Source organism: Streptomyces sp. Je 1-4 4N24 (assembly GCF_026239515.1).
GTDB lineage: Bacteria > Actinomycetota > Actinomycetes > Streptomycetales > Streptomycetaceae > Streptomyces > Streptomyces nigrescens.
The window spans coordinates 6,138,065-6,163,413 of sequence record NZ_CP110836.1; the positions used below are offsets into that span (position 1 = coordinate 6,138,065).

At 71.3% G+C, this 25,349-nt stretch carries 20 protein-coding genes, 2 tRNA genes and 1 pseudogene; 20 read left to right on the forward strand and 3 right to left on the reverse strand.

From position 1 onward, the window contains the following. The first annotated feature begins 133 nt into the window (after positions 1 to 133). The gene (gene obgE / locus SLV14N_RS26730; protein ID WP_208684262.1) at positions 134 to 1,570 is read left to right on the forward strand and encodes a GTPase ObgE; all 1,437 of its coding nucleotides are present in this window, start codon (positions 134 to 136) and stop codon (positions 1,568 to 1,570) included. Positions 1,571 to 1,681: 111 nt separating this feature from the next. Here obgE and SLV14N_RS26735 read toward each other — a convergent pair whose 3' ends face one another. Further along, on the reverse strand, positions 1,682 to 3,769 hold the full coding sequence (locus SLV14N_RS26735) for a HupE/UreJ family protein (protein ID WP_263271404.1): 2,088 nt from the start codon (positions 3,767 to 3,769) through the stop codon (positions 1,682 to 1,684). Positions 3,770 to 4,203: 434 nt separating this feature from the next. Here SLV14N_RS26735 and proB point away from each other — a divergent pair, with 434 nt between their 5' ends. From proB to SLV14N_RS26760, 5 genes are all read left to right on the forward strand, one after another. Continuing rightward, the gene (proB, locus tag SLV14N_RS26740; RefSeq protein ID WP_208684266.1) at positions 4,204 to 5,322 is read left to right on the forward strand and encodes a glutamate 5-kinase; all 1,119 of its coding nucleotides are present in this window, start codon (positions 4,204 to 4,206) and stop codon (positions 5,320 to 5,322) included. Positions 5,323 to 5,563: 241 nt separating this feature from the next. Continuing rightward, positions 5,564 to 6,058 (forward strand): hypothetical protein, encoded by a 495-nt coding sequence (locus SLV14N_RS26745; RefSeq protein ID WP_263271406.1) that lies wholly within the window; start codon positions 5,564 to 5,566, stop codon positions 6,056 to 6,058. Positions 6,059 to 6,130: 72 nt separating this feature from the next. Beyond that, a complete protein-coding gene (locus tag SLV14N_RS26750; protein ID WP_018088243.1) occupies positions 6,131 to 7,399 on the forward strand; it encodes a glutamate-5-semialdehyde dehydrogenase in 1,269 nt (422 codons plus the stop codon). A gap of 61 nt (positions 7,400 to 7,460) precedes the next feature. After that, the gene (locus tag SLV14N_RS26755) at positions 7,461 to 8,120 is read left to right on the forward strand and encodes a membrane protein (RefSeq protein WP_018088242.1); all 660 of its coding nucleotides are present in this window, start codon (positions 7,461 to 7,463) and stop codon (positions 8,118 to 8,120) included. Between the two features lie 107 nt (positions 8,121 to 8,227). Beyond that, positions 8,228 to 9,352, forward strand: a complete 1,125-nt coding sequence (locus SLV14N_RS26760; RefSeq protein WP_263271409.1) for a hypothetical protein — start codon at positions 8,228 to 8,230, stop codon at positions 9,350 to 9,352. On the opposite strand, the gene SLV14N_RS26765 is transcribed toward SLV14N_RS26760, so the two are convergent. Next, the gene (locus SLV14N_RS26765; protein WP_263271410.1) at positions 9,349 to 10,446 is read right to left on the reverse strand and encodes a M48 family metallopeptidase; all 1,098 of its coding nucleotides are present in this window, start codon (positions 10,444 to 10,446) and stop codon (positions 9,349 to 9,351) included. The genes SLV14N_RS26760 and SLV14N_RS26765 overlap by 4 nt on opposite strands. A gap of 157 nt (positions 10,447 to 10,603) precedes the next feature. Between SLV14N_RS26765 and SLV14N_RS26770 the strand changes: the two genes are divergently transcribed. The 9 genes from SLV14N_RS26770 to SLV14N_RS26810 all read left to right on the forward strand — a co-directional run bounded on the left by SLV14N_RS26770 (position 10,604) and on the right by SLV14N_RS26810 (position 15,806). Continuing rightward, positions 10,604 to 10,753 (forward strand): hypothetical protein, encoded by a 150-nt coding sequence (locus SLV14N_RS26770; RefSeq protein ID WP_164764613.1) that lies wholly within the window; start codon positions 10,604 to 10,606, stop codon positions 10,751 to 10,753. Between the two features lie 118 nt (positions 10,754 to 10,871). Further along, on the forward strand, positions 10,872 to 11,033 hold the full coding sequence (locus SLV14N_RS26775) for a hypothetical protein (protein ID WP_208684274.1): 162 nt from the start codon (positions 10,872 to 10,874) through the stop codon (positions 11,031 to 11,033). 52 nt (positions 11,034 to 11,085) lie between these two features. Continuing rightward, positions 11,086 to 11,697: a nicotinate-nucleotide adenylyltransferase gene (gene nadD, locus SLV14N_RS26780; RefSeq protein WP_263271413.1), complete on the forward strand. Its 612-nt coding sequence runs from the start codon at positions 11,086 to 11,088 to the stop codon at positions 11,695 to 11,697. 24 nt (positions 11,698 to 11,721) lie between these two features. After that, positions 11,722 to 13,557: a LytR C-terminal domain-containing protein gene (locus tag SLV14N_RS26785; protein ID WP_263271415.1), complete on the forward strand. Its 1,836-nt coding sequence runs from the start codon at positions 11,722 to 11,724 to the stop codon at positions 13,555 to 13,557. 260 nt (positions 13,558 to 13,817) lie between these two features. Continuing rightward, positions 13,818 to 14,252 carry a ribosome silencing factor gene (gene rsfS, locus SLV14N_RS26790; RefSeq protein WP_208684281.1) on the forward strand — a complete coding sequence of 145 codons (435 nt, stop codon included), beginning with the start codon at positions 13,818 to 13,820 and terminating at the stop codon, positions 14,250 to 14,252. After that, a complete protein-coding gene (locus SLV14N_RS26795) occupies positions 14,249 to 14,902 on the forward strand; it encodes a histidine phosphatase family protein (protein ID WP_263273287.1) in 654 nt (217 codons plus the stop codon). The genes rsfS and SLV14N_RS26795 overlap by 4 nt, the downstream gene beginning before the upstream one ends. Positions 14,903 to 15,014: 112 nt before the next feature. Continuing rightward, positions 15,015 to 15,087 (forward strand) — tRNA-Ala (locus tag SLV14N_RS26800). 236 nt (positions 15,088 to 15,323) lie between these two features. Further along, a complete protein-coding gene (locus SLV14N_RS26805; protein ID WP_208684284.1) occupies positions 15,324 to 15,569 on the forward strand; it encodes a hypothetical protein in 246 nt (81 codons plus the stop codon). A 3-nt stretch (positions 15,570 to 15,572) separates the two neighbouring features. After that, a complete protein-coding gene (locus SLV14N_RS26810) occupies positions 15,573 to 15,806 on the forward strand; it encodes a hypothetical protein (protein WP_004571982.1) in 234 nt (77 codons plus the stop codon). A gap of 175 nt (positions 15,807 to 15,981) precedes the next feature. Here the strand turns inward: SLV14N_RS26810 and SLV14N_RS26815 are convergent, their stop codons facing one another. Next, on the reverse strand, positions 15,982 to 17,322 hold the full coding sequence (locus SLV14N_RS26815) for a glycosyltransferase 87 family protein (protein WP_263271423.1): 1,341 nt from the start codon (positions 17,320 to 17,322) through the stop codon (positions 15,982 to 15,984). Positions 17,323 to 17,475: 153 nt separating this feature from the next. On the opposite strand from SLV14N_RS26815, the gene SLV14N_RS26820 reads away from it, so the two are divergent. From SLV14N_RS26820 to SLV14N_RS26840, 5 genes and pseudogenes are all read left to right on the forward strand, one after another. Continuing rightward, positions 17,476 to 17,548: transfer RNA gene (locus tag SLV14N_RS26820), tRNA-Ala, on the forward strand. Between the two features lie 350 nt (positions 17,549 to 17,898). Further along, a pseudogene (locus tag SLV14N_RS26825) lies at positions 17,899 to 19,653 on the forward strand (S8 family serine peptidase). Between the two features lie 311 nt (positions 19,654 to 19,964). Further along, on the forward strand, positions 19,965 to 22,886 hold the full coding sequence (locus SLV14N_RS26830) for a leucine--tRNA ligase (RefSeq protein WP_263271424.1): 2,922 nt from the start codon (positions 19,965 to 19,967) through the stop codon (positions 22,884 to 22,886). A 250-nt stretch (positions 22,887 to 23,136) separates the two neighbouring features. Beyond that, positions 23,137 to 23,943 (forward strand): hypothetical protein, encoded by an 807-nt coding sequence (locus SLV14N_RS26835; protein WP_263271425.1) that lies wholly within the window; start codon positions 23,137 to 23,139, stop codon positions 23,941 to 23,943. A 276-nt stretch (positions 23,944 to 24,219) separates the two neighbouring features. Then, entirely contained in the window at positions 24,220 to 25,065 is an 846-nt protein-coding gene (locus SLV14N_RS26840; protein WP_208684291.1) for a DegV family protein, read from the forward strand. Positions 25,066 to 25,349: the final 284 nt, after the last annotated feature.

The window sequence follows — 25,349 nt, forward strand, 5'->3', positions numbered from 1 at the left end:
TCAGCATCAGCATCACTCAGGGGCGGACCGCCTTTTCCCGCGAGAGCGGGAAGGCCGGTCCGCCCTTGCGTGTTAGTACAGAGACATTCGCAGTACAGCGACATACCCGTAGTTATCTGGAGGCACCCCCACCATGACCACCTTCGTGGACCGCGTCGAGCTGCACGTCGCCGCGGGTAACGGAGGCCACGGCGTGGCCTCCGTGATGCGGGAGAAGTTCAAGCCGCTGGGCGGCCCGGACGGCGGCAACGGCGGCCGCGGCGGCGATGTGATCCTGGTCGTCGACCAGGACGTCACCACGCTCCTCGAATACCACCACCACCCGCACCGCAAGGCCACCAACGGCCAGCCGGGCGCGGGCGACAACCGCTCCGGCAAGAACGGCCAGGACCTGGTCCTGCCGGTCCCCGACGGCACCGTCATCCTGGACAGCGAGGGCAATGTGCTCGCCGACCTCGTCGGCCAGGGCACCACCTTCGTCGCCGGCCAGGGCGGCCGCGGCGGCCTCGGCAACGCCGCGCTGGCCTCCGCCCGCCGCAAGGCCCCCGGCTTCGCGCTGCTCGGCGAGCCCGGCGAGGCCCGCGACATCGTGCTGGAGCTCAAGACCGTCGCGGACGTCGCGCTGGTCGGCTACCCGAGCGCCGGCAAGTCCTCGCTGATCTCGGTGCTCTCCGCCGCCAAGCCCAAGATCGCCGACTACCCCTTCACCACCCTGGTGCCCAACCTCGGTGTGGTGACGGCCGGTTCGACGGTCTACACGATCGCGGACGTCCCCGGTCTGATCCCCGGCGCGAGCCAGGGCAAGGGCCTGGGCCTGGAGTTCCTGCGGCATGTCGAGCGCTGCGAGGTGCTCGTCCACGTCCTGGACACCGCGACCCTGGAGGCCGACCGTGACCCGGTCTCCGACCTCGACATGATCGAGGAGGAGCTCAAGCAGTACGGCGGCCTGGACAACCGGCCCCGGATGGTCGTCCTCAACAAGATCGACGTCCCGGACGGCAAGGACCTCGCCGACATCATCCGCCCCGACCTGGAAGAGCGCGGCTACCGGGTGTTCGAGGTCTCCGCGGTCGCCCACATGGGCCTGAAGGAGCTGTCCTTCGCGCTCGCCGACGTCGTCTCCAAGGCCCGCGCCGCCAAGCCCGTGCAGGAAGCCACCCGTATCGTCATCCGGCCCAAGGCCGTGGACGATACCGGCTTCACGATCACGGAGGAGGGCGAGAACTTCTTCCGTGTGCGCGGCGAGAAGCCCGAGCGCTGGGTCCGTCAGACCGACTTCAACAACGACGAGGCTGTCGGCTACCTCGCCGACCGCCTCAACCGTCTCGGTGTCGAGGACGCGCTGCGCAAGGCGGGCGCGCACGCGGGCGACGGCATCGCCATCGGCCCCGAGGACAACGCCGTCGTCTTCGACTGGGAGCCGATGATGGCGGCCGGCGCGGAGATGCTGGGCCGGCGTGGCGAGGACCACCGCATGGAGGCGCCCCGTCCGGCTGCGCAGCGCCGCAGGGACCGGGACGTGGCGCGGGACGAGGCCGACCAGGAGTACGAGGGCTTCAAGCCCTTCTGACGGTCCGCCCGGCGGACCGCGGCACCGAAGACGGGGAAGGCCCCCGGGAGTTCTCCTCCCGGGGGCCTTCCCCGTTCTTCTGCACCAAGGCCGTGAACGGCCCGCTGCGGGCTAGACGGCGGCCGTGGCGTCCGAGGCGCCGTTGGCCTTGTCCTCGGCCGTCTCGGAGGCGTCCACGTCCTCCTGCGAGCGCTGGCCGGGGATACCGGACAGCCGGTTCTCCATCCGGACGCGCCGCTCGTCTGCCTTGGCGGCCAGTGCCAGCGCGGCCTGGTTGAAGCGGACCGAGGACGGCGGGTCCGACGGGCCCAGCAGATGCTCCTTGAGCTCGGCCCGCTCCCCGGCCAGGGTGTCCTTCTCCGGGTTGCGGACCGCGTCGAGGAGACCGGTCACACCCTCCGCCTCCGGCGTGAGGATCGTCGCCGCCCGCACGGTCGGGAAGTTCACCCGGAAGTCGTCCTCGCTCATGCCCGAGGTGTTGGCGACGGCGTACGGCTTCTCGCTGGTCAGGTAGTCGGAGACGACGCTGGAAACATCGCTGATCAGCACGTCGGCCTGGTTGAAGCAGCTGAAGATGCCGGGGCGGGCGGTGGTGATGATGCGGTGCTCCCACTCGGGGAAGGAGTTCCAGTACGCCTCCTCCCAGGCGGTGACGGCCGCCGCGACGGCGGCGGCGCGGCCCTCCTCCGGGGTGCCCTGCAGCCGCATCCGCTCCAGCTCGTCCGCGCTCTTGCGGAACGCGGAGGTGGTCAGCGCGTTGAGCGCGTCGGTGCACCGGGCCAGCTCGGCGGCGGCCTCCGGACCGGGCTGCGCCCCGCTGCGCCGGGCGTTCGCCTCCGTGATCATCGCCTGGATGCGGGTGTTGGCGGCGCCCGCACGCGGGTCCACGGAACCGGTCATCGGGTGCGGCTTGTACAGCAGCCGCACGTTCTCGTCGGCGAGCAGCTCGCGGACGATGTTCTCGCCCGCCAGGATCACCGAGGTGTTGCCCGGGTTGCCGTCCCAGCCCTCCCAGGTCGGGGCGTAGAGCACGGTCGTCAGACGGCCGGCCGGGGCGCCCGCGTACGGCTGGATCGGCGCCAGCTGGGGGCGGCCGACCTCGATGACGTCCTTGTCCTCGACGCCGATGTCGGCGAGCTGGTAGCGGTCACGGGCCGCCGGGCCCGCCACCCAGACCTCGTCGTACGCCTTCGCGTACGGGTTGCAGGAGGACAGCTTGTCGCTCTCGCCGTGGTTGGTGAAGGCGTGCTTGATGGACGGGATGCGCAGGATCTGCGAGGTCTTGCCGGAGTTCGCCGGGTGCAGCAGCACCTTGAGCGTGGAGTGCTCCAGCCGCATCAGGTTGGCGACCTTGGGGATGCAGACGATCGGCACGTCCGTGGCCTCGATCTTCTGCACCATGAAGCGCTCACGGAGCACGATGATCGGGTTGCCGTCCAGGGCGGCGAGGGTGCTCAGCCACATGTTGGCCTGGTAGGCGGAGGAGGAGCCGCCGGAGAAGTACATACCGACCGTCGGCCGGTACTCCGCCAGCCAGTTGTCCAGCCACTCCAGCGCCTGCTTCTCGCTGGCCACCCGGTGCTTGGGCAGCAGCCAGGTGCCCAGGTACAGCGTGCCGCCGGCGGACAGGGCCAGGGAGACGGCCAGGCCGATGCCGCCCCAGTACGCGTCGGTGGTGATTGCGGTGAGCATCATGCCGGTCGTGGTGGGCACCGAGAAGCGCAGCAGGCGCCGGCCCGTCTGGCGGGAGAGGATGCGCGGCGGGGCGTCGCACAGCCGCAGCGCGCTCGCGTCGATGTTGCGGGTGACGAACGGCATGCTGCGGGTCCGGCGGACCAGCACCGCGACCGCCTGGCACACGAAGTGGGTGCCGTAGAAGAGGAGCAGCGTGATGGTGAGCGGCGCCTGCTCCTCAAGCGGGTTGATGCCGTCGATGTGCAGCAGGCCGACCAGTATCAGCATGTCGCGCAGCAACTGGCGCACCGTGACATCGAACCGGATCCGGCCGAGCACCGCGAGCAGGCCGGGCTGCTTGTGCTGGAGGACCAGGTCGAGACCCAGGTTGACCACGGATGCGGCGATGAACAGCGGGATGACGGGCAGCAGCGCTCCGAGGAGCTGCGCGGTGAAGGCGACCATCATCGCGAAGAGGGCCGCGAGCTGTACGGCTCGGCGGGGGACGATTCCGGCGGAAGGCACGGGGGAGGGCTCCTGGCAGCACGAAAGGTCAGGGGGAGGCCGAGGGGGGCGGCCGGGTCCCGCGCTGCGACGCCGCCGGAGCGGCGAAACGGGACCGATGGACACCCGACCGTATGACCTTGTTGGCCTTGGTGACAATCTGCTGTGGCTCTCATCACCGCGAAAGCGGACCAATCGAACGCAACCCGTTGGCCTCGGTTTCCCTCTTAAGGAAAACCTCGTGGCGTATGGGGCCAACGGGATGTGCGGCCCCTATTCTGCGCGTTTCCTCCGCGCGCCGTGACCGGCCGGACGTATCTCACACGGCGTCCGCCAGGCGATATCACGAAGCGCCCGTGGCCCGCCCTGCCGTAGATTGCGCCCGTAGGGCCGTGGTGCGGGTCGAGCAGTGATCCCCGTACGGCGGTGGGATCGGCGAGCACAGGGGTACGCAGGTGGCAGGCGCAAGGCAGGACGTGAAGGACGCCCGCCGGATCGTGGTGAAGGTCGGCTCGTCGTCGCTGACCACGGCCGCGGGGGGACTGGACGCGGACCGCGTCGACGCGCTGGTGGATGTGCTGGCCAAGCACCAGGACAAGGAGATCGTGCTGGTCTCCTCCGGCGCCATCGCGGCCGGTCTGGCGCCCCTGGGGCTCGCCAAGCGGCCCCGTGACCTGGCCCGGCAGCAGGCCGCCGCCAGCGTCGGCCAGGGCCTGCTGGTCGCCCGCTACACCGCCTCCTTCGCCCGCTACGGCCGCCGCGTCGGCCAGGTCCTGCTGACCTCCGACGACACCAGCCGCCGGGCCCACTACCGCAACGCCTACCGGACCCTCGACCAGCTGCTGGCCATGGGCGCCGTCCCGATCGTCAACGAGAACGACACCGTCGCCACCGACGAGATCCGGTTCGGCGACAACGACCGGCTGGCGGCCCTGGTCGCCCATCTCGTCCGCGCCGACCTGCTGATCCTGCTCTCGGACGTGGACGGCCTCTACGACGGCGATCCGGCCACCCCCGGCACCTCCCGGATAGCCGAGGTCCACGGGCCCAAGGACCTGGAGGGCATCTCCATCGGCAGCGCGGGCAAGGCCGGCGTCGGCACCGGCGGCATGGTCACCAAGGTCGAGGCGGCCCGGATCGCGGCCGCGGCCGGTATCCCGGTCGTCCTGACCTCCGCCGTGCACGCCGCGGAGGCCCTGGCCGGCGGCTCGACCGGCACCCACTTCCTGCGCACCGGCCGCCGCTCCGCCAACCGGCTGCTGTGGCTCGCGCACGCCTCCACCCCGTGCGGGGCGCTCGTCCTGGACGACGGGGCGGTGCGGGCCGTCGTCGAGCGCCGCTCCTCGCTGCTGCCGGCCGGCATCGCCTCCGTGGAGGGCGAATTCTCCGCCGGCGACCCGGTCGAGCTGAGGGACGGCGAGGGCCGCGCGGTCGCCCGCGGCGTCGTCAATTTCGATGCCCGGGAAATCCCCCGTTTGATTGGCCGTTCGACCCGCGATCTCGCCCGCGAGCTGGGCCCCGCCTATGAGCGGGAGGTCGTGCACCGCGACGATCTGGTGCTGCTGCACCACTGAGGGCCGTCCCGGGGGGCCGACGTCCCTGGGCGGCCGAAAACCGCCCCTCCGGCCTGGTGTGAAGACCGGCCTTTCCATGGAGACCTTGGGGAAAACGCCTCCGCGACGGGCCGCGGGCTGGTCAACTTTGTTGCGGGGGCGCCGTAGGGGAGCGGCGCCCGCAGCGCGCACGCGCACCCGCCGACGTACGACGGCTCCGCACCCCCGAGGGCGGAGCGATTCGCATCACAGGAGGCCGCCGGTGAGACGAGGGCGCCCAGGGGCACCGCCCCGAGGGACGGCGGAGCGCACCCTGACCAGCGTCGGGACCGGCGAGGACGCCGCCCGCCCGGACGACCCCGGTACGGAGCGTGACGCGGCGGCGCAGCACGCACCGGAGGGCGGGCGCCGGGAGGCGTCCCGGCTGTGGCACATCACGCTCAGCGTCTCGGGCGCCGAGGCCCCGCTGAAGGAGGTCCGGCGGGCGCTGGAGCAGCTCGCCCACGACCATCCGTTCCTGCTGACCAGCCGCTACGCCAACGATCACGCCGAGATCCGCTACTGGGAGGAGGCGCGGGACCTGCACGACGCCGCGGCGGTCGCCCTGCGGCTGTGGGGCGAGCACCGCTCGACGGCCAAGCTGCCGCCGTGGGAGATCGTCGGCCTGGAAGTCATCGACCGCGAGACCTACCACCAGCGCCTCGCGGAGGGGTACGGCCCGCCGCCGGCCTCCCCGGTCGGCGTCCACCCGTTCTGATCCTCGGCCGTCCGCGTCCCGCGCTGTGAGATACGGCGTGGCCGCGGCCTGCCGCCCCGCTAGGCTGCGGCCATGACCAGCAGCGCATCGCACTCCTCGCCCGTCCTCGAGACCGCCCGCCGCGCGCGGGAGGCAGCCGCCGTCCTGGCGCCACTGCCGCGTACGGCCCGTGACGCAGCGCTGCTCGCCATCGCCGACGCCCTGGTGGAGCGGACCGACGCGATCGTCACCGCCAACGCCCAGGACATCGCCAAGGCGCGGGCGGCGGGCACCGCCGAGTCGATCGTGGACCGGCTCACCCTCACCCCCGAGCGGATCGCGGCCATCGCCGCCGATGTCCGCCAGGTCGTGGCGCTGCCCGACCCGGTGGGCGAGGTGGTGCGCGGCTCGACCCTGCCCAACGGTCTCGACCTGCGGCAGGTCCGGGTCCCGCTCGGCGTGATCGGGATCATCTACGAGGCCCGGCCCAATGTGACGGTGGACGCCGCGGCCCTGTGCCTGAAGTCCGGCAACGCCGTGCTGCTGCGTGGCTCGTCCTCCGCGTACGCCTCCAACAGCGCCCTGGTGGAGGTGCTGCGCGACGCCGTCCAGAGCGCCGGACTGCCCGCCGACGCGGTGCAGCTGGTGCCCGGCGAGAGCCGTGACTCGGTGCGGGAGCTGATGCGCGCCCGCGGCCTGGTCGATGTGCTGATCCCGCGCGGCGGCGCGTCCCTGATCCGCACGGTCGTCGAGGAGTCCACCGTCCCGGTGATCGAGACCGGCACCGGCAACTGCCACGTCTACGTCGACGAGGCCGCCGACCTCGACATGGCCGTCGACATCCTGATCAATTCCAAGGCCCAGCGGCCCAGTGTCTGCAACGCCGCGGAGACGGTGCTGGTGCACGCCGGGATCGCCGAGAAGTTCCTGCCGCGCGCCCTGGAGGCACTGACCCAGGCCGGGGTCATCGTGCACGGTGACGCCGCCTGGCAGCAGGCGGGCCCCGGACTGGTGGCCCCCGCCACCGACGAGGACTGGGCGACGGAGTACCTCTCGTACGACATCGCGGCCGCCGTGGTGCCCGACCTGGACGCGGCGGTGGCGCACATCCGGCGCTGGACCTCCGGTCACACCGAGGCCATCGTCACCACCTCGCAGGCCGCCGCCCGCCGCTTCACCCAGTTGGTGGACTCCACCACCGTCGCGGTCAACGCCTCCACCCGTTTCACCGACGGCGGGGAGTTCGGCTTCGGTGCGGAGATCGGCATCTCGACGCAGAAGCTGCACGCCCGCGGCCCCATGGGACTGCCGGAACTGACCTCCACGAAGTACATCGTCACGGGCGACGGCCACACCCGCTGAACGTCCCCCGGATTCCCCGTTCTCCCTGCCCAAAATGACCGGCCGGGGCTAACCTGGACGGGTGCCGGACGACGTGGGGGGCAAGCCGTTCCCGGACGGTGAAGAGCCCGACGAGCACCACCACGGGAGCCACGGAAAAGCGGACGAAGAATTCGCCTCCGTGGTCTTCGACGAGGAATTCGTCCGGTCGGCCCGGATTCATGAACCCTCGGCGGTCGAGCGGATGCTGGCCGCCGCCGAGGCGCGCGCCGAGGCCGAGGCGGCCCGCTCCGGGCCCGGTTTCGGACCCGACGGCGACGACCCGGACGAGACCGGCCCCCGCAGACGCCGGCGCGGCCGGGAAACCGACGACTACGACGGCTACGCCGATTACGGAGAGTACGACGACGGGGAGTACGGCGACTATCCGCCACATGACCCGTACGGCCCCTACGGCGGTGCGCTGCGTCCCTACCGCGGCAGCACCCGCTGGCACCGGCCGGTCGCCTGGGTGCTGGCCGTGGTGATGGGGATCGGGCTGGTCGCGCTGGCCTTCAGCGCCGTCTACCGGGGCTCCGCCGGGCGGACCCAGACCCCGGCTCCGGCGCCCACCTCCAGCGGGGTGGATTCCCCGGTCACGGGCGGTACGGACAGCGTCCGCACGGCCCGCCCCGGCCTGCCGTCGCCGCCCTCGGCCGAACCCCTGCGCCCGTCGTTCTCGGCGGTGCCCAGGCCGCACTGACGGCGTGGCACACTTCCCGCAAATCGGGCGCCCGAAACCGCATCGTCCGGCGAAGTTGCTCGGCGTCCCCGCGTTTACGATCGCCCCGGCCGACCTACTCTTGTTGTATGACCGGGCCTGGTGACCCTCCGGAAGGGACGCCCAACGGCGCCCCGGGAGGCGGTGAGGACGAATACCGATCCGTCGTCTTCGACGAATCGTTCGTTCGGGCTGCGCGGCTGCAGGAATTCTCCGCGGACGAGCGGCTCGGCGAGCACCACTCGCCGGCCGTCAAGACCCGGCACGCGTGGATGCGGATGGGCGGCTCCCGGCAGGCCATCCTGCTGGTGCTGCTGATCGTGATCGCCTTCGGCACCGCCGTCTACATGGGCGTACGGCACCCCTACAAGTCCCCGGAGACGGTCCGTGCGCAGCCGCTGCGCTCCGCGGTGGTGCCGCTGGCGCCGACCGGGACGGTGCCCGGCGCGACCCCTGAGGACCTCTTCGCGCACAGCCCCGCGGCGCATTACCGGATCGGCGCCGCGGGCGTCAATCTGCCCGCCGTCGCCCGCACCGAGCACTTCTCCGACGGCCAGATCGTCTCCGCGCTGACCGTGGCGAAGGACTACATCGTCCGCTCCTCGCTGGACCCGGACACCCTCACCGGCGGATCCGTACGGCCGGTGCGGCTGCTGCTCGACACCCGCCAACTCGACCAGTTCGACCGGAGCCTGGCGCACCCCGACGACAACGGCCACGACGCCGCGACCGGCTGGCTGGTCCGCTTCGACCCGCGGCAGACCCGCCTCGCCGACCGGGACGTACGGGTGAACGGCACGCTGTCCGCCTCGGAGTTGAGCCCGGACGCGCTCGATGTGACCGCCGACTACACCTTCGTCTACGCCGTCCGGCCCGCCCCCGGCGCCGCGGGCGGAGCATCGGCCCAGGACACCGGCAAGCCCACGCCGGGCGCCGCCTCGCTGGTCACCGTCCGCCGTGAGGTGCACTTCCGGCTGACCCGCGACAACCTCAGCGACCACCGCCTGGAGGTGCTGCAGAGCAGTCTGCAGGCAGGGCCGCTGTCCTGCTCCTCGAAGCCGGCCGACGCGCTGCGCCCGCTGTTCGCGGGACAGCACGCCGGCAACGACCGGCCCACGGGCACCGACCCCTACGCCAGGGACCGCGCCAACCCCTCCCTCTGTGGTGAGCTGGCGCCCTCCGCCCAGCCGAAGCCGAGCCATCCGATGCGCTAGGACCTGTCGTCCGAGCCGCCGGCTCCACCACTTCCGTTGGCACCGCCCGGGCCGTCGGGGCGCGGCCCGCCACGGAAGACCGTGTCGCGCAGCTTGCCGCCCAAGTCGCCCGCACCGCCCGCGATATCGCGCACCAGACCCATCAGCGGGTCCTTGCTGTTGCGCATCGAGTCGGCGTAGTGGGCGGCGGAGTCCCGGAACGAGTCGGAGACCGAGGTGTCCTTGTCCTCGTCACGGCGCGGGTAGTGGCCGTCCATGATCCGCTGGTAGTCGCGGCTGGCCGCCCACTTCTTGAGCTCGGCCGCCCGCACGGTGGTGAACGGGTGGCTGCGCGGCAGCAGGTTGAGGATCTTCAGCACGGAGTCGCGCAGATCGCCGCCGGACTCGTACTCGTCCGCCTGCTTGAGGAAGGCGTCGACATTCATCTCGTGCAGGTGATTGCCGCCGGCCAGCTTCATCAGACCGCGCATCGAGGCCTGCAGATCCTGTCCGACCAGCAGCCCGGCACGGTCGGCCGACAGCTCCGACTTGCGGAACCACTCGCGCAGTGCCGTCACGATCGCCATGATTGCGACATTGCCCAGCGGGATCCAGGCGACCTTCATCGCCAGATTCGTCAGGAACAGCAGAATCGTGCGGTAAACGGCGTGCCCGGACAGCGCATGCCCGACCTCGTGGCCGACGACCGCCCGCATCTCCTCCTCGTCCAGCAGCTCGACCAGACCGGTCGTCACCACGATGATCGGCTCGTCGAGACCGATACACATGGCATTGGGCTGCGGGTCCTGGTTCACATACATCGGCGGGACCTTCTCCAGGTCCAGGATGTAGCAGGCATCGCGCAGCATGGCGTTGAGGTGCGCGAACTGCTGGTCGCTCACCCGCACCGAGTCCGACAGGAACAGCAGCCGCAGGCTGCGCTCCGGCAACAAGCCGCTGAGCGTCTTGAAGACGGTGTCGAACCCGCTCAGCTTGCGCAACGCCACCAGCGCCGAGCGGTCCGCCGGGTGCTCGTACGACCGCGACGAGATTCCGGGGAATCGCCGCCGGTCCCGGCTCGGTACGTTCGCGCTGCCGTCTGGGCTCTCCGTCATTGGGGCCTCCCCCTGTTCGACTGCGTGTGTCTCAGACTAGAGGACGCCACCGACAGACGAATGGATGCTCGGGCGTACGCTGGCGATCGCACCAATACCCGCACAGGCTCGTACACATGACCGCACGGGCCGCCCGTACCTGAGGGAGTGCACCGTCGTGCCGTATCAGAGCGTGCTGCTCGCCGCAGCCCAGGAGACCGCCAGGGACGCCGGGCCCGGTTGGATCCTGCGCACCGTGATCATCGGCGGCGTCGTGGGCGCCGTCCTGCTCGCCTGGTTCCTGCTGCGCGGCTACGGCCAGGACTGACCTCCGCCGGCGTCCCGGGGCGCGTCCGGGCGGAGTCGCCGTGGGCCCGCCGTGAGCCGACGCTTACGATGTGGTGGAAGTCTCTGCCCGACCCCAGCCCGGATTGGTCCTGCCGACGATGAGCCTGCACACCACCGCACAGTCCCTGGCCACCCTCGCCGCCGAACCCGGGCACGAGGGCGGTCACGCCAGCCTCAGCCCCTACGTGACCGGCGGCGGCGCCCTTTTTATCCTGCTCCTCCTGCTCTGGATCACCACCCGTTTCAACCGGGACCGCTGAGCCCCGGCACCCGGCCCCCGGCATCGCGCGCCGCCCAGTAGGGTCTGCACGCATGGGAGAGCACACAGGGCCCGTGAAGCGGCGACTCGGAGTGATGGGCGGGACGTTCGACCCGATCCACCACGGACACCTGGTCGCCGCCAGCGAGGTGGCCAGCCAGTTCCACCTCGACGAGGTCATCTTCGTGCCGACGGGACAGCCGTGGCAGAAGAGCCACAAGAAGGTGTCCCCGGCCGAGGACCGGTATCTGATGACGGTCATCGCGACCGCGTCGAACCCGCAGTTCTCCGTCAGCCGTATCGACATCGACCGCGGCGGCAAGACGTACACGATAGACACGCTGCGTGATCTGCGCGAGGAGCACCGTGACGCGGATCTGTTCTTCATCACCGGCGCCGACGCGCTCAGCCAGATTCTGACCTGGCACGATGCCGCGGAGCTGGTTTCGCTCGCCCACTTCATCGGGGTGACCAGGCCCGGACATGTCCTCGCGGACCCCGGGCTGCCCGAGGGGGCGGTGTCCTTGGTCGAGGTGCCGGCGCTGGCCATCTCCTCGTCCGACTGCCGGGCGCGTGTCGCCCAGGGGGATCCGGTCTGGTACCTGGTGCCGGACGGTGTGGTGCGCTACATCGACAAAAAAGAGCTGTACCGCAACGACCGCTGACGGGGCTGACGGAAAGGGGCACCGGTGAGCGACCGACAGGATCCGTACGGGCCGCAGGACCCGTATGCCCACGACCCGTATGCCCAGGAGCAGCCGGGGCAGCCGGGCTACACCTATGACGCCTACGGGCAGCCGGTGTACCACGACGCCGCACAGCCGCCGTACGAGCAGCACTACGACGCATACGGGCAGCAGACCGCCCCGTCCGCCTACGAGGGCTATGACCCGTACGGCGGCCAACAGGGCGGCGGCCAGGCCGCACAGGGCTACCAGGGCGGCCACCAGCCGTACCAGGCGCAGCCGGAGTACGGCTACGACGCCTACGGCCGTCAGCAGGTGCAGGCTCAGCCCGGCTATCCGCAGCAGTACGACCCGTACGGCAGCCCCGAGCAGCCATCGCACCAGCAGCAGGAATGGATCCCGCAGCAGGCCCAGCAGTCCCCGTACGAGCAGGTCCCCTACGGGGAGCAGCCCCGCTACGACGAGCCCGCCCCGCAGGGCCAGGACGGCCCGCCCCGTCCGCCGGCGCAGCGCCGCGCCCCGGCGGACGACACCGCCGGGCCGGACACCGCGAGCGGCCCCGCCGGGCCCTTTGCCGACGACCCCGAGTACCGCACCGAGCAGTTCTCCTTCATCGAGGAGCCGGACGAGGACTCCGAAGACGTCATCGACTGGCTGAAGTTCACCGAGAGCCGCACCGAGCGGCGCGAGGAGGCCAAGCGGCGCGGCCGCAGCCGGATCGTCGCGCTGTCCGTCGTGCTGGCCCTGCTGGTCGCCGGCGGTGTCGGCTATCTGTGGTGGGCGGGCAAGCTGCCGGGAGTGGCCGGGCCGGACGCCGGGGCGGCGGCCGCGGGCGCCGGGCAGAAGCGCGATGTCCTCGTCGTGCATCTGCGGGACACCAAGACGGGCGACAGCTCGACGGCGCTGCTGGTGGACAACGAGACCACCCACAAGGGCACCACCGTCCTCCTGCCCAACAGCCTCCTCGTCTCCAAGGACGACGGCACCACCACGACGCTCGGCAAGTCCGTCAAGGACGAGGGCACCGAGCCGACCCGGGACTCCCTCAACAGCCTCCTGGGCGCCGACCTCAAGGCCAGCTGGCGGCTGGACACCCCCTACCTGGAGAACCTCGTCGAGACGGTCGGCGGGATCACTCTCGACACCGACGCCACCGTCCCCGGCGCCAAGAAGGGCGCCTCCCCGGTCGTCAAGCGGGGCAGCGCCCAGGACCTCAATGGCCAGGCCGCCGTCGCCTACGCCACCCACCTGGCGCCGGGCGAGCCCCAGACCAAGCAGCTGCAGCGGTTCGGCCAGGTCATGCAGGCGACCCTGAAGAAGGTCTCCAGCGACGCCGACGGCGCCACCACCACCGTGAAGACACTGCTCCAGGTCCTCGACCCGCCGCTCACCGAGGCGCAGCTGGGCAGCTCGCTGGCGCAGCGGGCCGAGCTGGCGAAGACCGGCGCGTACCGCACCACCCTGCTGCCCGTGCAGGCCAACGGGACGCTCAGCCAGACCACCTCGGCGAGCGTGGTCAAGGACGTGCTCGGCGGCACGGTCAAGAAGACCGCCCCCGACGCGGCCGCCCGGGTCGCGGTCCGTAATGCCACCGGAACCGCGGCCGCCACCAACAAGGCGAAGGTCGCGCTGCTCAACGGCGGCTACAGCTTCGTCGACGACGGCACCGCGGGCGCGGCCGCATCCGCGTCCCGGATCACCTACGTGGACGCCGCCCAGAAGGCCAAGGCCGCGGAGGTCGCCAAGACACTGGGGCTGCCGGCGGGAGCGGTCAGGCAGGGCAAGGGCGCCTCGAACGCCGACATCACCGTGGTGCTGGGGCGGGACTACAAGGGCTGACGGGCCGGACGCGCCCGGCCCCTCCGGTGGTGACCGGCGGGGCCCGGCAGCCCCGGACCCGGCGCTGACCAGCCCGGACGCCGGAACCGACTGGTGGGTTCGAAAACACAGCCGGGAGTGTCGGTGGTCCGTGAGACCCTTGAGGGGTACCTGACCGCCGATCCGGTTGCCCATGGGGACTGCGGCGCGCGCCGCGGCTCCGCGGCGAGCCAGCGCCCCTGCCCGGCCGGAGAGGCTGCCCTCGAACCGGAAAGCCGCTTGTGACCGCCACGGACCGCTCCATCGAGCTCATCAACGCCGCCGCCCAGGCCGCGGCCGACAAGCTCGCGCACGACATCATCGCGTACGACGTCAGTGACGTCCTCTCGATCACCGACGCCTTCCTGCTGGCCTCGGCGCCCAGCGACCGCCAGGTCAAGTCGATCGTCGACGAGATCGAGGAACGGCTCAACAAGGACCTCGGTGCCAAGCCGGTCCGCCGCGAGGGCGACCGCGAGGCCCGCTGGGTGCTGCTCGACTACGTCGACATCGTGGTGCACATCCAGCACAGCGAGGAGCGTGTCTTCTACGCGCTCGAGCGCCTGTGGAAGGACTGCCCCGAGATCGACCTCCCCGAGGAGGCCAGGGCCACCCGCGGCAAGGCCGCGGCGCACGCCGACGCCACGGCGGGCGAACAGGACGGTGAGCTGCTCTGAACGGCACCAAGAGCGGCCAGGGCCGCCGCATCGTCCTCTGGCGCCACGGCCAGACCGCCTGGAATCTGGAGCGCCGCTTCCAGGGGTCGACGGACATCGAGCTGACCGAGGCGGGCGTCGGCCAGGCGCGGCGCGCCGCCCGGCTGCTCGCCGCCCTCGGGCCGGACGCCATCATCGCCTCCGACCTGCAGCGGGCCTCAGCGACGGCGCGCGAGCTGGCCGAGCTGACCCGGCTCGACGTGACGCATGACGCGGCTCTGCGGGAGACCTACGCGGGCTCCTGGCAGGGGCTGACGCACGACGAGATCCTCGCGCAGTACGGCGAGCAGTACACCGCCTGGAAGCGCGGTGAGCCGGTGCGCCGCGGCGGCGGCGAGCTGGAGACCGAGGTGGCCGACCGGGCCGCCCCCATCGTCCTCAACCACGCCGACAAGCTCCCCGGGAACGGCACCCTGGTCGTGGTCAGCCACGGCGGCACGATCCGCACCACCATCGGGCGGCTGCTCGGCCTGGAGGCCCACCACTGGGAGGGCCTGGGCGGTCTGTCGAACTGCTGCTGGTCCGTGCTGGGCGAGGGCGCGCGCGGCTGGCGCCTGATGGAACACAACGCCGGCACCCTGCCGGAGCCGGTGCTCGGCGACGACGACTGAGCCCGCAGGGCGGCCCCGGCCGACCGGATTTCACATCCGGGCAGGTCGCAGGCTAAAGTTCTTCTTGTTCGCGGCGCCGCCGGGGGAAACCCGGGGGAGCGGAACAAGACCCGGGGCTATAGCTCAGTTGGTAGAGCGCCTGCATGGCATGCAGGAGGTCAGGAGTTCAATTCTCCTTAGCTCCACAACCCGGATGATCCCGTCTCCTCACGGAGGCGGGATCTCTGCGTTGTGCGGGGCACTGTGCGGTCGGGACGTGTCCCGTGCGCGGTGCCGCCACCCGCCTCCGGCTCGCCGTTTGGGGCGTGGCCAGTCCAGGTGACCGGCGGTGCCGCCGGCCAGGGTGGCGCGAAGGCGGGCCTGACCCGGTCCGCGGTCCGTGGCAGAATCGGACGGCGCCGGCAGGGGAGGAGAGATCGCGATGCCCACGAGCATCCTCGAGGAGGTCAATGACCTGCTCGAAGTGGCCGAGGCGCAGGGCTATGACTGGCTGCCGGAATACGCGCTCCGTTTCACCTGCCCCGTTGACGGCCCCGCCTCCGTGTGCAGCAGCGACGACACTGCCCTGCAGTGCCCGTCGTGCGGCTCCTCCCATGTCGCACAGGTGCTGGGCGACAACGGGGGCATTTCCTTCGTTTGTACGGCCTGCGGCCACAGTTGGAGCTGATGGATGGGCGCCCACAGCAGGAAATGTGACTGGTGCGGCAGCGGTACGCCGATCGTCCGGGACATGGAACCCGTCAACGCGGACTACCAGTACTGGTGCGAGGAATGCGCCCGCGCCCTGGTCATAAAAGGCGACCCCATCGAGACCTACCGGGAGCTCGACGGGGAGCCGATCTACGGACGGCTGCTGGACGAGCACTGCACGCTGAAGCGTTTCTACTCGTTCGCCACGGCCTGAGCGGGCCGCCGGCCCCAAGGGGCCGCTGAGCGAGTGCGCCCCCTCCTTGACGCCGTCTCAGGCACTTCCGGGCAGTTCCGGACGGTTCCGGTCAGGCGGAAATGCCGCCGGGGGCGGGGGCGTTGTGGCGGATATGAGACGGTCACCGCGCAATTCCGCAGTGCGGGCGCACGGTTCAGCTGCTGCCGGCCTCGGCGGACGGGCGTGCGTCGCCTTGCCCCGCCCGCCCCCTGAGCCGCCACAGCCGGGCCCCGGCCAGTGCCAACAGGGCGAGACCGGCGAGCGGATAGCTGCCGGAGAGCAGCATCTGCACGCCGTTCTGGTGCAGTTCCTCGTGGTGGTGCCAGCGGTGCGGCACCCACCACAGGGCGAACGAGCAGAAGAGCAGCCCCAGTGCGCCGGTCATCGCCCACCAGCGGCGGGCCGCGGTGCCCGTCCGGCGCAGCGCCTCGGAGCCGAGCAGGATCAGCATCGGTACGCACCACACCCAGTGGTGGGACCAGGAGATCGGGCTGACCAGGAGTGCGGTCGCCGCGCAGGCGGCGGCCGCCCAGGCGCGCTGCCCGCGCAGCAGCGACCCGACCGCCAGTGCCAGACCGAGGGCCGCGGTCAGACCCGCGACCACGAGCCAGGCGGCGCCCGGGTCGTGGGTGTGCAGCAGCCGGGCGAGAGCGCCGCGCAGCGACTGGTTCGCGGTGATCTCCACCTCACCGACCCGGTCGGTGGCGTAGACGATCTCCGTCCAGAAGCGGTACGAGTCGCGTGGCAGCGCGAGCGCGGACAGGAGTGCCGTGGCCAGGAAGGTGGCGGTGGCGACGACGGCCTGCCGCAGCCAGGGGTTCCAGGCGGCGCGGGCCCCCGCACCGGAGCGGAGCAGCTGCCCGGCACGGACGGCGCCGGCCAGCGCGAGGAAGACCGCGAACAGCGCCGGGGTCAGTTTGAGGCCGGCCGCGATGCCGATGCCGATGCCCGCGAGCCGCTGGTTGTCCCTGCGGGTCAGGTCCCACAGCACCAGCACGGCGATCAGCAGATTGATCTGGCCGTAGCGCAGCGTCGTCCAGACCGGCTCGCACCACACCAGCAGCGCGGAGACGGCGAACGCCGCGGCGGGCCGGGGGAGCCGCCGGGGCAGGCCGGCCAGCCGTAGCGAGAGGTGGACGACGCCGACGAGCAGCAGCAGGTTCCCGGCGGTGGCGCAGGCGCGCATCTCCGGAACGCCGAGCAGGGTGAGCGGGGTGAACAGCAGGGCCGCGAAGGGCGGGTAGGTGTTGGGCAGGTGCGCCGAGGTCGCCACCATGTCGTAGAGGGACTCGCCGTTGCGGACGGTGAAGCCCTCGGCCCGGTAGACCATCAGGTCGATCATCGTCACGTGCAGCAGGCGCTGCACGGTCCAGAAGACGGCGAAGGAGACCAGGCAGCCGAGGGCCGCCGCGAGGATCGGGTGCCGGCGGACGAGGCCGCTTCCGGGGTGGGTGCCGCCGGCGTCGGTGGACTGCTCCAGCTCCAGCGCGGTCACGGCGTACGGCTCCCCAGGACGTATCGGGCACAGATCGCCGACAGTACCGCGCGTCGCACCGAAGGACCCCTGGCAGAACGATTTGGCAGAAGCCGGGGAGGTCCGTGTAATGTAGGCGATGCCGCAGCGGGGAACCGGGCGGAAACAGAATACGGGGCTATAGCTCAGTTGGTAGAGCGCCTGCATGGCATGCAGGAGGTCAGGAGTTCAATTCTCCTTAGCTCCACAATGTACGAAGCAGGTCGTCCGATATGGACGGCCTGCTTCTTCGTGCGTATGCGGACCGGGCGCCGCCCCGCGGCCGTAACCGGCAGGAGTTCCTCCGTGGTTGCGCCGCTGTCCGGTCAGTGACGTGTCCGCCAGGGCGAGTTGACCGTTCGCTCCCTGTTCCTTCCTGACCGGCCCTTGTCGTTCCTTGGGCTCATCTTGGCGATCGCATGTCCCTGACATGAACGGTTCACCGAAAGAGTGGCGCATCGCGTGAGCGTCACCCCTCACGCCTTCACCGCTCGTGCGGTGCCGCACACCGGCACACCGGCGCAGTGCGGCACCCCGCAGCGCCACACAGGGGGTTCCATGAGATCAAGCCGCACCAGATCACTGCGCGCCCGCGCCGGTCTGGCCTGGGTGGCGACGCTGCCGCTGGTCGCCGGTGCGCTCGCGCTCGGCGCGCCCGCCGCCGACGCCGCGGGCCACGACGACGGTCGCCATGCGCTGCGGGGCACCAAGCCCCTGTGGGCCACCCGGCAGGCCGACCAGGGCGCCACCTCCGCCTCCGCGTCACCAACCGCTATCTGACGGTCAAGGGCGACGTGGCCGCCGCTGAGCGCGCTTTCGCCGCTAACCTCCACAACTACCGCAAAAGCGGGCATATTTACCATGCCCCGTCGGCCACCGCCTCCGCGCCCGCCTCCCTGGCCGCCGAGGTGCTGACGGTCACCGGCCTGAACGACGCGCCGCGGCCGGCCAAGCGCCACTCCGGCGAACTGCCGCCGCCGAAGGCGTCTTCCGTAACTCCGGCCCGTTCTCCTCGTACTACGGCTCCAGGGCCGACGAGATGCTGCCGTCCGCCTACGGGAGCAAGGCGCCGTACGCGATCAAGGGCTACACCGGCAAGCAGCTCCGCGCCGCCTACGGGCGAAGAAGTGGACCGGCAAGAACGTCACCGTCGCGATCACCGAGGCCTACGCCTCGCCGACCATCGCCCGGGACGCGGACACGTACGCCGCCCGCCACGGCGACCCCCGATACCGCCGGGGCCAGCTCTCCCAGGTCCTTCCGGAGGACTACACGCACATCGAGGAGTGCGGTGCGGCCGGCTGGTACGGCGAGAAGACCCTCGACGTCGAGGCCGTCCACGCCGTCGCCCCCGACGCCGACCTCGTCTACGTCGGCGGCGCCTCCTGCATGGACGACGATCTGCTCGACTCGCTCGGCAAGATCGTCGACGGTCACCTCGCCGACCTCGTCTCCAACTCCTGGGGCGACATCGAGGCGAACGAGACCCCGGACGTGGCCGCCGCCTACGACCAGCTCTTCCAGCAGGGCGCGGTGCAGGGCATCGGCTTCTACTTCTCCTCCGGCGACAACGGTGACGAGGCCGCCAACACGGGCACCAAGCAGGTCGACACCCCGGCGAACTCCGCCTGGGTGACCGCGGTCGGCGGCACCTCTCTGGCCGTCGGCAAACACGACGCGTACCAGTGGGAGACCGGCTGGGGCACCCGGAAGGCGGTGCTCTCCAAGGACGGCCACGACTGGACCGGCTTCCCCGGCACCTTCAGCGGCGGCGCCGGCGGCGGCACCAGCAAGACCGTCGCGCAGCCCTTCTACCAGCGCGGAGTCGTTCCGGACGGGCTCGCGAAGGCGAACGGCGGCGGTGCGATGCGCACCGTCCCGGACATCGCCGCGGTCGCCGACCCCAATACCGGCTTCCTGGTCGGCCAGACCCAGACCCTGCCGGACGGATCGCTCGGCTATGACGAGTACCGCATCGGCGGCACCTCACTGGCCGCGCCGGTGATCGCGGGCGTCCAGGCGCTCGCCCAGCAGGCCCGGCACGGCGTCGCCCTCGGCTTCGCCAACCCCGGCATCTACCAGCGCTACGGCACCGCCGCCTACCACGACGTCACCGATCACCCGCTGGGTGCCGGCCGTGACCTGGCGGTCGTCCGCGTCGACTACGTCAACGGCACCGACGCGAGCAAGGGCACCACGACCTCGCTGCGCAGCCTCGGCCAGGACAGCTCCCTGCGCGCGGTCGTCGGCTATGACGACGTCACGGGCGTGGGCACGCCGGGCACCGGCTATGTGAGCTCCTACCGCCCCTGACGCCAGGGCGCGGCACCGCCTCCCCGTACCGGCCGTGCCCCGGCGACGCGGCGGGAGGAGGGCGGGGTGACAGAGGACGGGGCCCGCGTTGGGGTAATCCTCAGCGCGGGCCCCGTACGCCCTGCGGTACCCTGACGCCATGCGTGCCGTACGCCTTCTGCTTAGCGGGCCGCGCTGATCAGTACCGACGGATGACAGACCCCGTCGGAATCGGCGCGGCTTCCCCTCCTGTGCGAGGGGTCTTTTTGTTTCCGGCGTGCCGGGGATCTGGCGCGTTTCCGCTGGCAGAGACGATCGATGGAGCTTTGAGCATGAGCGAGACGACCAACTCCCCCGTTGTCGAGAGCGCGGGAGGCGCCTCCGCCGAGACGGCGGCGCCGCACCGCTATACGGCCGCGCTGGCCGCCGACATCGAGGCACGCTGGCAGGACTTCTGGGAGGCGAACGGGACCTACGAGGCCCCGAACCCGAAGGGGGACCTGGCCGGCGACGCCGAGCCGGTGGCCCGCCCCAAGAAGTTCATCATGGACATGTTCCCCTACCCGTCGGGTGCCGGCCTGCACGTCGGACACCCGCTGGGCTTCATCGCCACCGACGTCTACGCCCGCCACCAGCGCATGACGGGCCACAACGTCCTGCACACCCTGGGCTTCGACGCCTTCGGCCTGCCCGCCGAGCAGTACGCGGTGCAGACCGGCACCCACCCGCGGGTCTCCACCGAGGCCAACATCGTGAACATGCGGCGCCAGCTGCGCCGCCTGGGCCTGGGCCACGACCAGCGCCGCTCGGTCGAGACGATCGACCCGGCGTACTACAAGTGGACCCAGTGGATCTTCCTGCAGATCTTCAACTCCTGGTACGACCCCGAGGCGGACGCCGCCCGGCCGATCGACACCCTGGCCGCCCAGTTCGAGGCCGGCATCCGCCCGACCCCCGACGGCCGGGCCTGGAGCGTGCTGAGCCCCATCGAGCGGGCCAACATCCTGGGCGAGTACCGCCTGGCGTACGCCTCGGACGCACCGGTCAACTGGTGTCCCGGCCTGGGCACGGTGCTGGCCAACGAGGAGGTCACCGCCGACGGCCGCTCCGAGCGCGGCAACTACCCGGTCTTCAAGGCCAAGCTGCGCCAGTGGAACATGCGCATCACCGCCTACGCCGACCGGCTGCTGAACGACCTGGACGCGCTGGACTGGCCGGAGGCCATCAAGCTGCAGCAGCGCAACTGGATCGGCCGCTCCGAGGGCGCCCGGGTCGACTTCCCGGTGGGCGCTGACAAGATCACCGTCTTCACCACCCGCCAGGACACCCTGTTCGGCGCGACGTACATGGTGCTGGCGCCCGAGCACCCGCTGGTCGCCGGCTCCGACAACGGCAACGGCACGGGTTCCATCGTCCCGGACGCCTGGCCCGAGGGCACCCGCGACGTGTGGACCGGCGGCCACGCCACCCCCGGCGACGCCGTCGCCGCCTACCGCAAGCAGGCCGCCTCCAAGTCGGACGTCGAGCGGCAGGCCGAGGCCAAGGACAAGACCGGCGTCTTCACCGGCGCCTTCGCGACCAACCCGATCAGCGGCGACCAGGTCCCGGTCTTCATCGCCGACTACGTCCTGATGGGCTACGGCACCGGCGCGATCATGGCCGTCCCCGCCCACGACAGCCGCGACTTCGCCTTCGCCCGCGCCTTCGAGCTGCCGATGCGCTGCGTCGTCGAGCCGTCGGACGGCCGCGGCACCGACCCCTCGGCCTGGGACGACGCCTTCGCCTCGTACGACGCCAAGATCGTGAACTCGTCCGGTGAGACGGTCTCGCTGGACGGCCTGGGCGTCACGGAAGCCAAGGTGAAGATCACCGAGTGGCTGGCCGACCAGGGCATCGGCGAGGGCACCGTCAACTTCCGGCTGCGCGACTGGCTGTTCAGCCGGCAGCGCTACTGGGGCGAGCCGTTCCCGATCGTCTACGACGAGGACGGTGTGGCGCACGCCCTGCCCGAGTCGATGCTGCCGCTGGAGCTGCCCGAGGTGGAGGACTACTCCCCGCGGACCTTCGACCCGGACGACGCCGACACCCAGCCGGAGACCCCGCTGTCCCGCAACGAGGACTGGGTCCATGTCGACCTGGACCTGGGCGACGGCATCAAGCGCTACCGCCGCGAGACCAACACCATGCCCAACTGGGCGGGTTCGTGCTGGTACGAGATGCGCTACCTGGACCCCCACAACGGCGAGGCACTGGTCGACCCGGAGATCGAGCAGTACTGGATGGGCCCGCGCGAGGGGCAGCCGGCCGGCGGCGTCGACCTGTATGTGGGCGGCGCGGAGCACGCCGTACTGCACCTGCTGTACGCCCGCTTCTGGTCCAAGGTGCTGCACGACCTGGGACATGTCTCGTCCTCCGAGCCGTTCCACAAGCTGTACAACCAGGGCATGATCCAGGCCTTCGTCTACCGGGACAGCCGCGGTATCGCCGTCCCGGCCGCCGAGGTCGAGGAGCGCGACGGCGGCTACTACTACCAGGGCGAGAAGGTCAGCCGCGTCCTGGGCAAGATGGGCAAGTCCCTGAAGAACGCCGTCACTCCCGACGAGATCTGCGCCGAGTACGGTGCGGACACCCTGCGCCTGTACGAGATGGCGATGGGCCCGCTGGACGTGTCGCGCCCGTGGGACACCCGGGCCGTCGTCGGCCAGTACCGGCTGCTGCAGCGCCTGTGGCGTAACGTCGTCGACGAGGCGACCGGCGAGGTCACCGTCGTCGACACCGAGCCGGACGAGGCCACCCTGCGTGCCCTGCACAAGGCGATCGACGGTGTCACCCAGGACATGGCGAACCTGCGCTTCAACACCGCCATCGCCAAGGTGACCGAGCTGAACAACCACCTGACCAAGGCGGGCACCCCCGTCCCGCGCACGGTCGCGGAGCGGCTGGTGCTGCTGATCGCCCCGCTGGCGCCGCACATCGCCGAGGAGCTGTGGCGCAAGCTGGGCCACACCGGCTCCGTCGTGCACGCGGACTTCCCGGTGGCCGACCCGGCGTACGTCGTGGACGAGACCGTGACCTGCGTCGTGCAGATCAAGGGCAAGGTCAAGGCGCGCCTGGAGGTCGCCCCGTCGATCTCCGACGCGGACCTGGAGGCGGCGGCCCTGGCCGAGCCGGCCGTGGTCGCGGCGCTGAACGGCGCGGGCATCCGGAAGGTCATCGTCCGGGCGCCGAAGCTGGTGAACATCGTTCCGGCGTAGACCGTCGGCGGGCGCCCGGGCCGGTCCCGGGCGCCCGGCAGCGGGCCTTCGGGGACGGACGCCGCCGGTGCCCCACCGGCCGGTCGCGAGGCCGGCCCGCCCTGCCGGTGCTCCGTGAGCGCCATGGGTGACTTCCCCTACGGGCAGGTTGGGGGTTCTTCCGGAACCCGCAGCCTGCCCGAGCCGTTTACCGTGGAGGTACAGGGCGCGGGCCGGAAACCGGCGCCGCCGACACATCTGGGGAGAGCCCATGGAAGCCGCCGTCGCCATCATCGGACTGCTCTTCGTGCTGTTCGTACTGGCCGGGGTCTTCGTGACGGTCAAGGCGGTCAAGGCGGCCAAGCGCGGAGTGGACCGCACGGTCGCCCACGCCCGCAGGACCGTCGAGGACACCACCCTTCGCGCCCGGCAGCTCGCCCAGCCCGGCGTGGTCGGCGAACTCGCGCAGCTCAGGCTCTCCCTGCGGACCTCCATGCGCGCCACCCAGGAGGTGCTCTATGCGGGCTCGGCGGACGATGCCTCCCTCAGCGAGGCGATCGGCCTCTTCGAGCGCCTGAGCGCCCATGGCCATGAACTCGACGACGAGCTCAAGCGGCTCGAACGCGAACCGGACCGCGCCACCATCGGCGCCCGCCTCCCGGATCTCCGGGAACGCCTGGAGCGGATCACGCACTCCGCGGAGTCGCTGCGCTGGGCCGCGCGCGACCGCGCACGCAAGTTCGCGGACGACGATCTGGCCTCGCTGAGCGACCAGATCGACGTGGAGACGGGGGCGCTGCGGCACTGGACCCGGGTCGAGGACGCCGCGGACCCGCTGCGGGATCCCGTACCGGGCCGCCCGGAGAGCGCGGGACCGGGAGAGACGAAGACCCCCACGGGAGCCGGGCCGACGGAGGGGCATGTACGGGCCGGTGCCACCGGCGGTCCTTCGGACGCTGCCGCCCGCTCCTGGGGCCCGACGCCCGAGGACCCGCCGGCGATCACCGCCCGGGACCCGCGCACCCAGCCGTCCTACCCGTGGCAGAAGGCACCGCGGACGGAGGACACCACCACGTGAGGCCGTAGGAGCAGCAGACGGGGCGAGGGGGTGGGGTGGGGGCGGGGCGGGGCCCCAGGGGAAGTCGGCGGTGAAGGACCGTGCTCCTGCCACCCGGGGAACATCGAGGACGCGTGGGACGCTCGTGAGGCGTTGTCGCGGTCGCCCGGAGCGGCGGACCGAGGGCGTGGGCTCTGCCCTTCGGCGGGCTCTTGGCAGAGCCTTGGGTAAACCTGGAAGATCTTGGGGAGGGGCCCGCACTGTGCGGCATCCGGATCCCCGGATAACCTCCTTTTCATGTCCCGCCATGTCGCGATCGTCACCGATTCCACGGCCTACTTGCCGCGGGCGGCTATCGAGCGTCACCACATCACGGCCGTGCCACTGACCGTCGTCCTGGGGGACCAGGCCCTGGAAGAGGGCACCGAAATCTCCGCGAGATCCCTGGCCCAGGCGCTGCAGAAGCGCCGTTCCGTGACGACCTCCCGGCCCAGCCCCTCGACGTTCGCGGAGACCTACCGGAAGGTCGCGGCGGCCGGCGCGAGCGGCATCGTCTCGCTCCACCTCTCCTCGGAGTTCTCCGGCACCTACGACGCGGCGGTGCTGGCCGCCAAGGAAGCTCCGGTGCCCGTACGCGTCGTGGACACCGGGATGGTGGCGATGGCTCTCGGGTTCTGCGCCCTCGCGGCCGCGGAGACGGCGGAAGCCGGCGGGGACGTGGACGAAGCGGTCGCCGCCGCGGAGAAGCGCGCAGCGGGTACCTCCGCCTACTTCTACGTCGACACCCTCGACTATCTGCGCCGCGGTGGCCGGATCGGCGCGGCCCAGGCGCTGCTCGGCTCCGCGCTCGCCGTCAAACCGCTCCTTCAACTGGCCGACGGGCGGATCGAGCTGCTGGAGAAGGTCCGTACGGCGTCCAAGGCCATCGGGCGGCTCGAGGAGATCGCCGCGGAGCGGGCGGGTGAGGGGCAGGTCGATATCGCGGTCCACCATCTTGCCGCGGCGGAGCGCGCGGAGGCCCTGGCCCAGCGGCTCCGGGAGCGGGTGCCCGGGCTCAACGAGCTGCATGTGAGCGAGGTGGGCGCGGTGATCGGCGCGCATACGGGCCCCGGGCTGTTGGGGGTTGTGGTTTCCCCGCGGTGAGAGGGGCGGGGGCGTGCCCTGTGGGTGACGGAGTTGTCCACAACTGGGGCTGCATCCACCGGATTTGAGGCTGCTCGGCGAGATCTGCGCGGGGTGCTTAGCGTCGGTCGGTATGAACTTGTCTCGATCGGCATCATGGGGATTTCCGGGCTCGGCGGGGGCTTTGGGGGCGGGGGTGGGGTCGGCTTCGGTGCCGGTCCCGGCTTCGGCTTCGGCGCCGCTAGGAGGGGTGGAGCCGTCGGCGGTGTTGGCCGGGGCGGAGTCGTTATCGGGGCCGGTTGAGT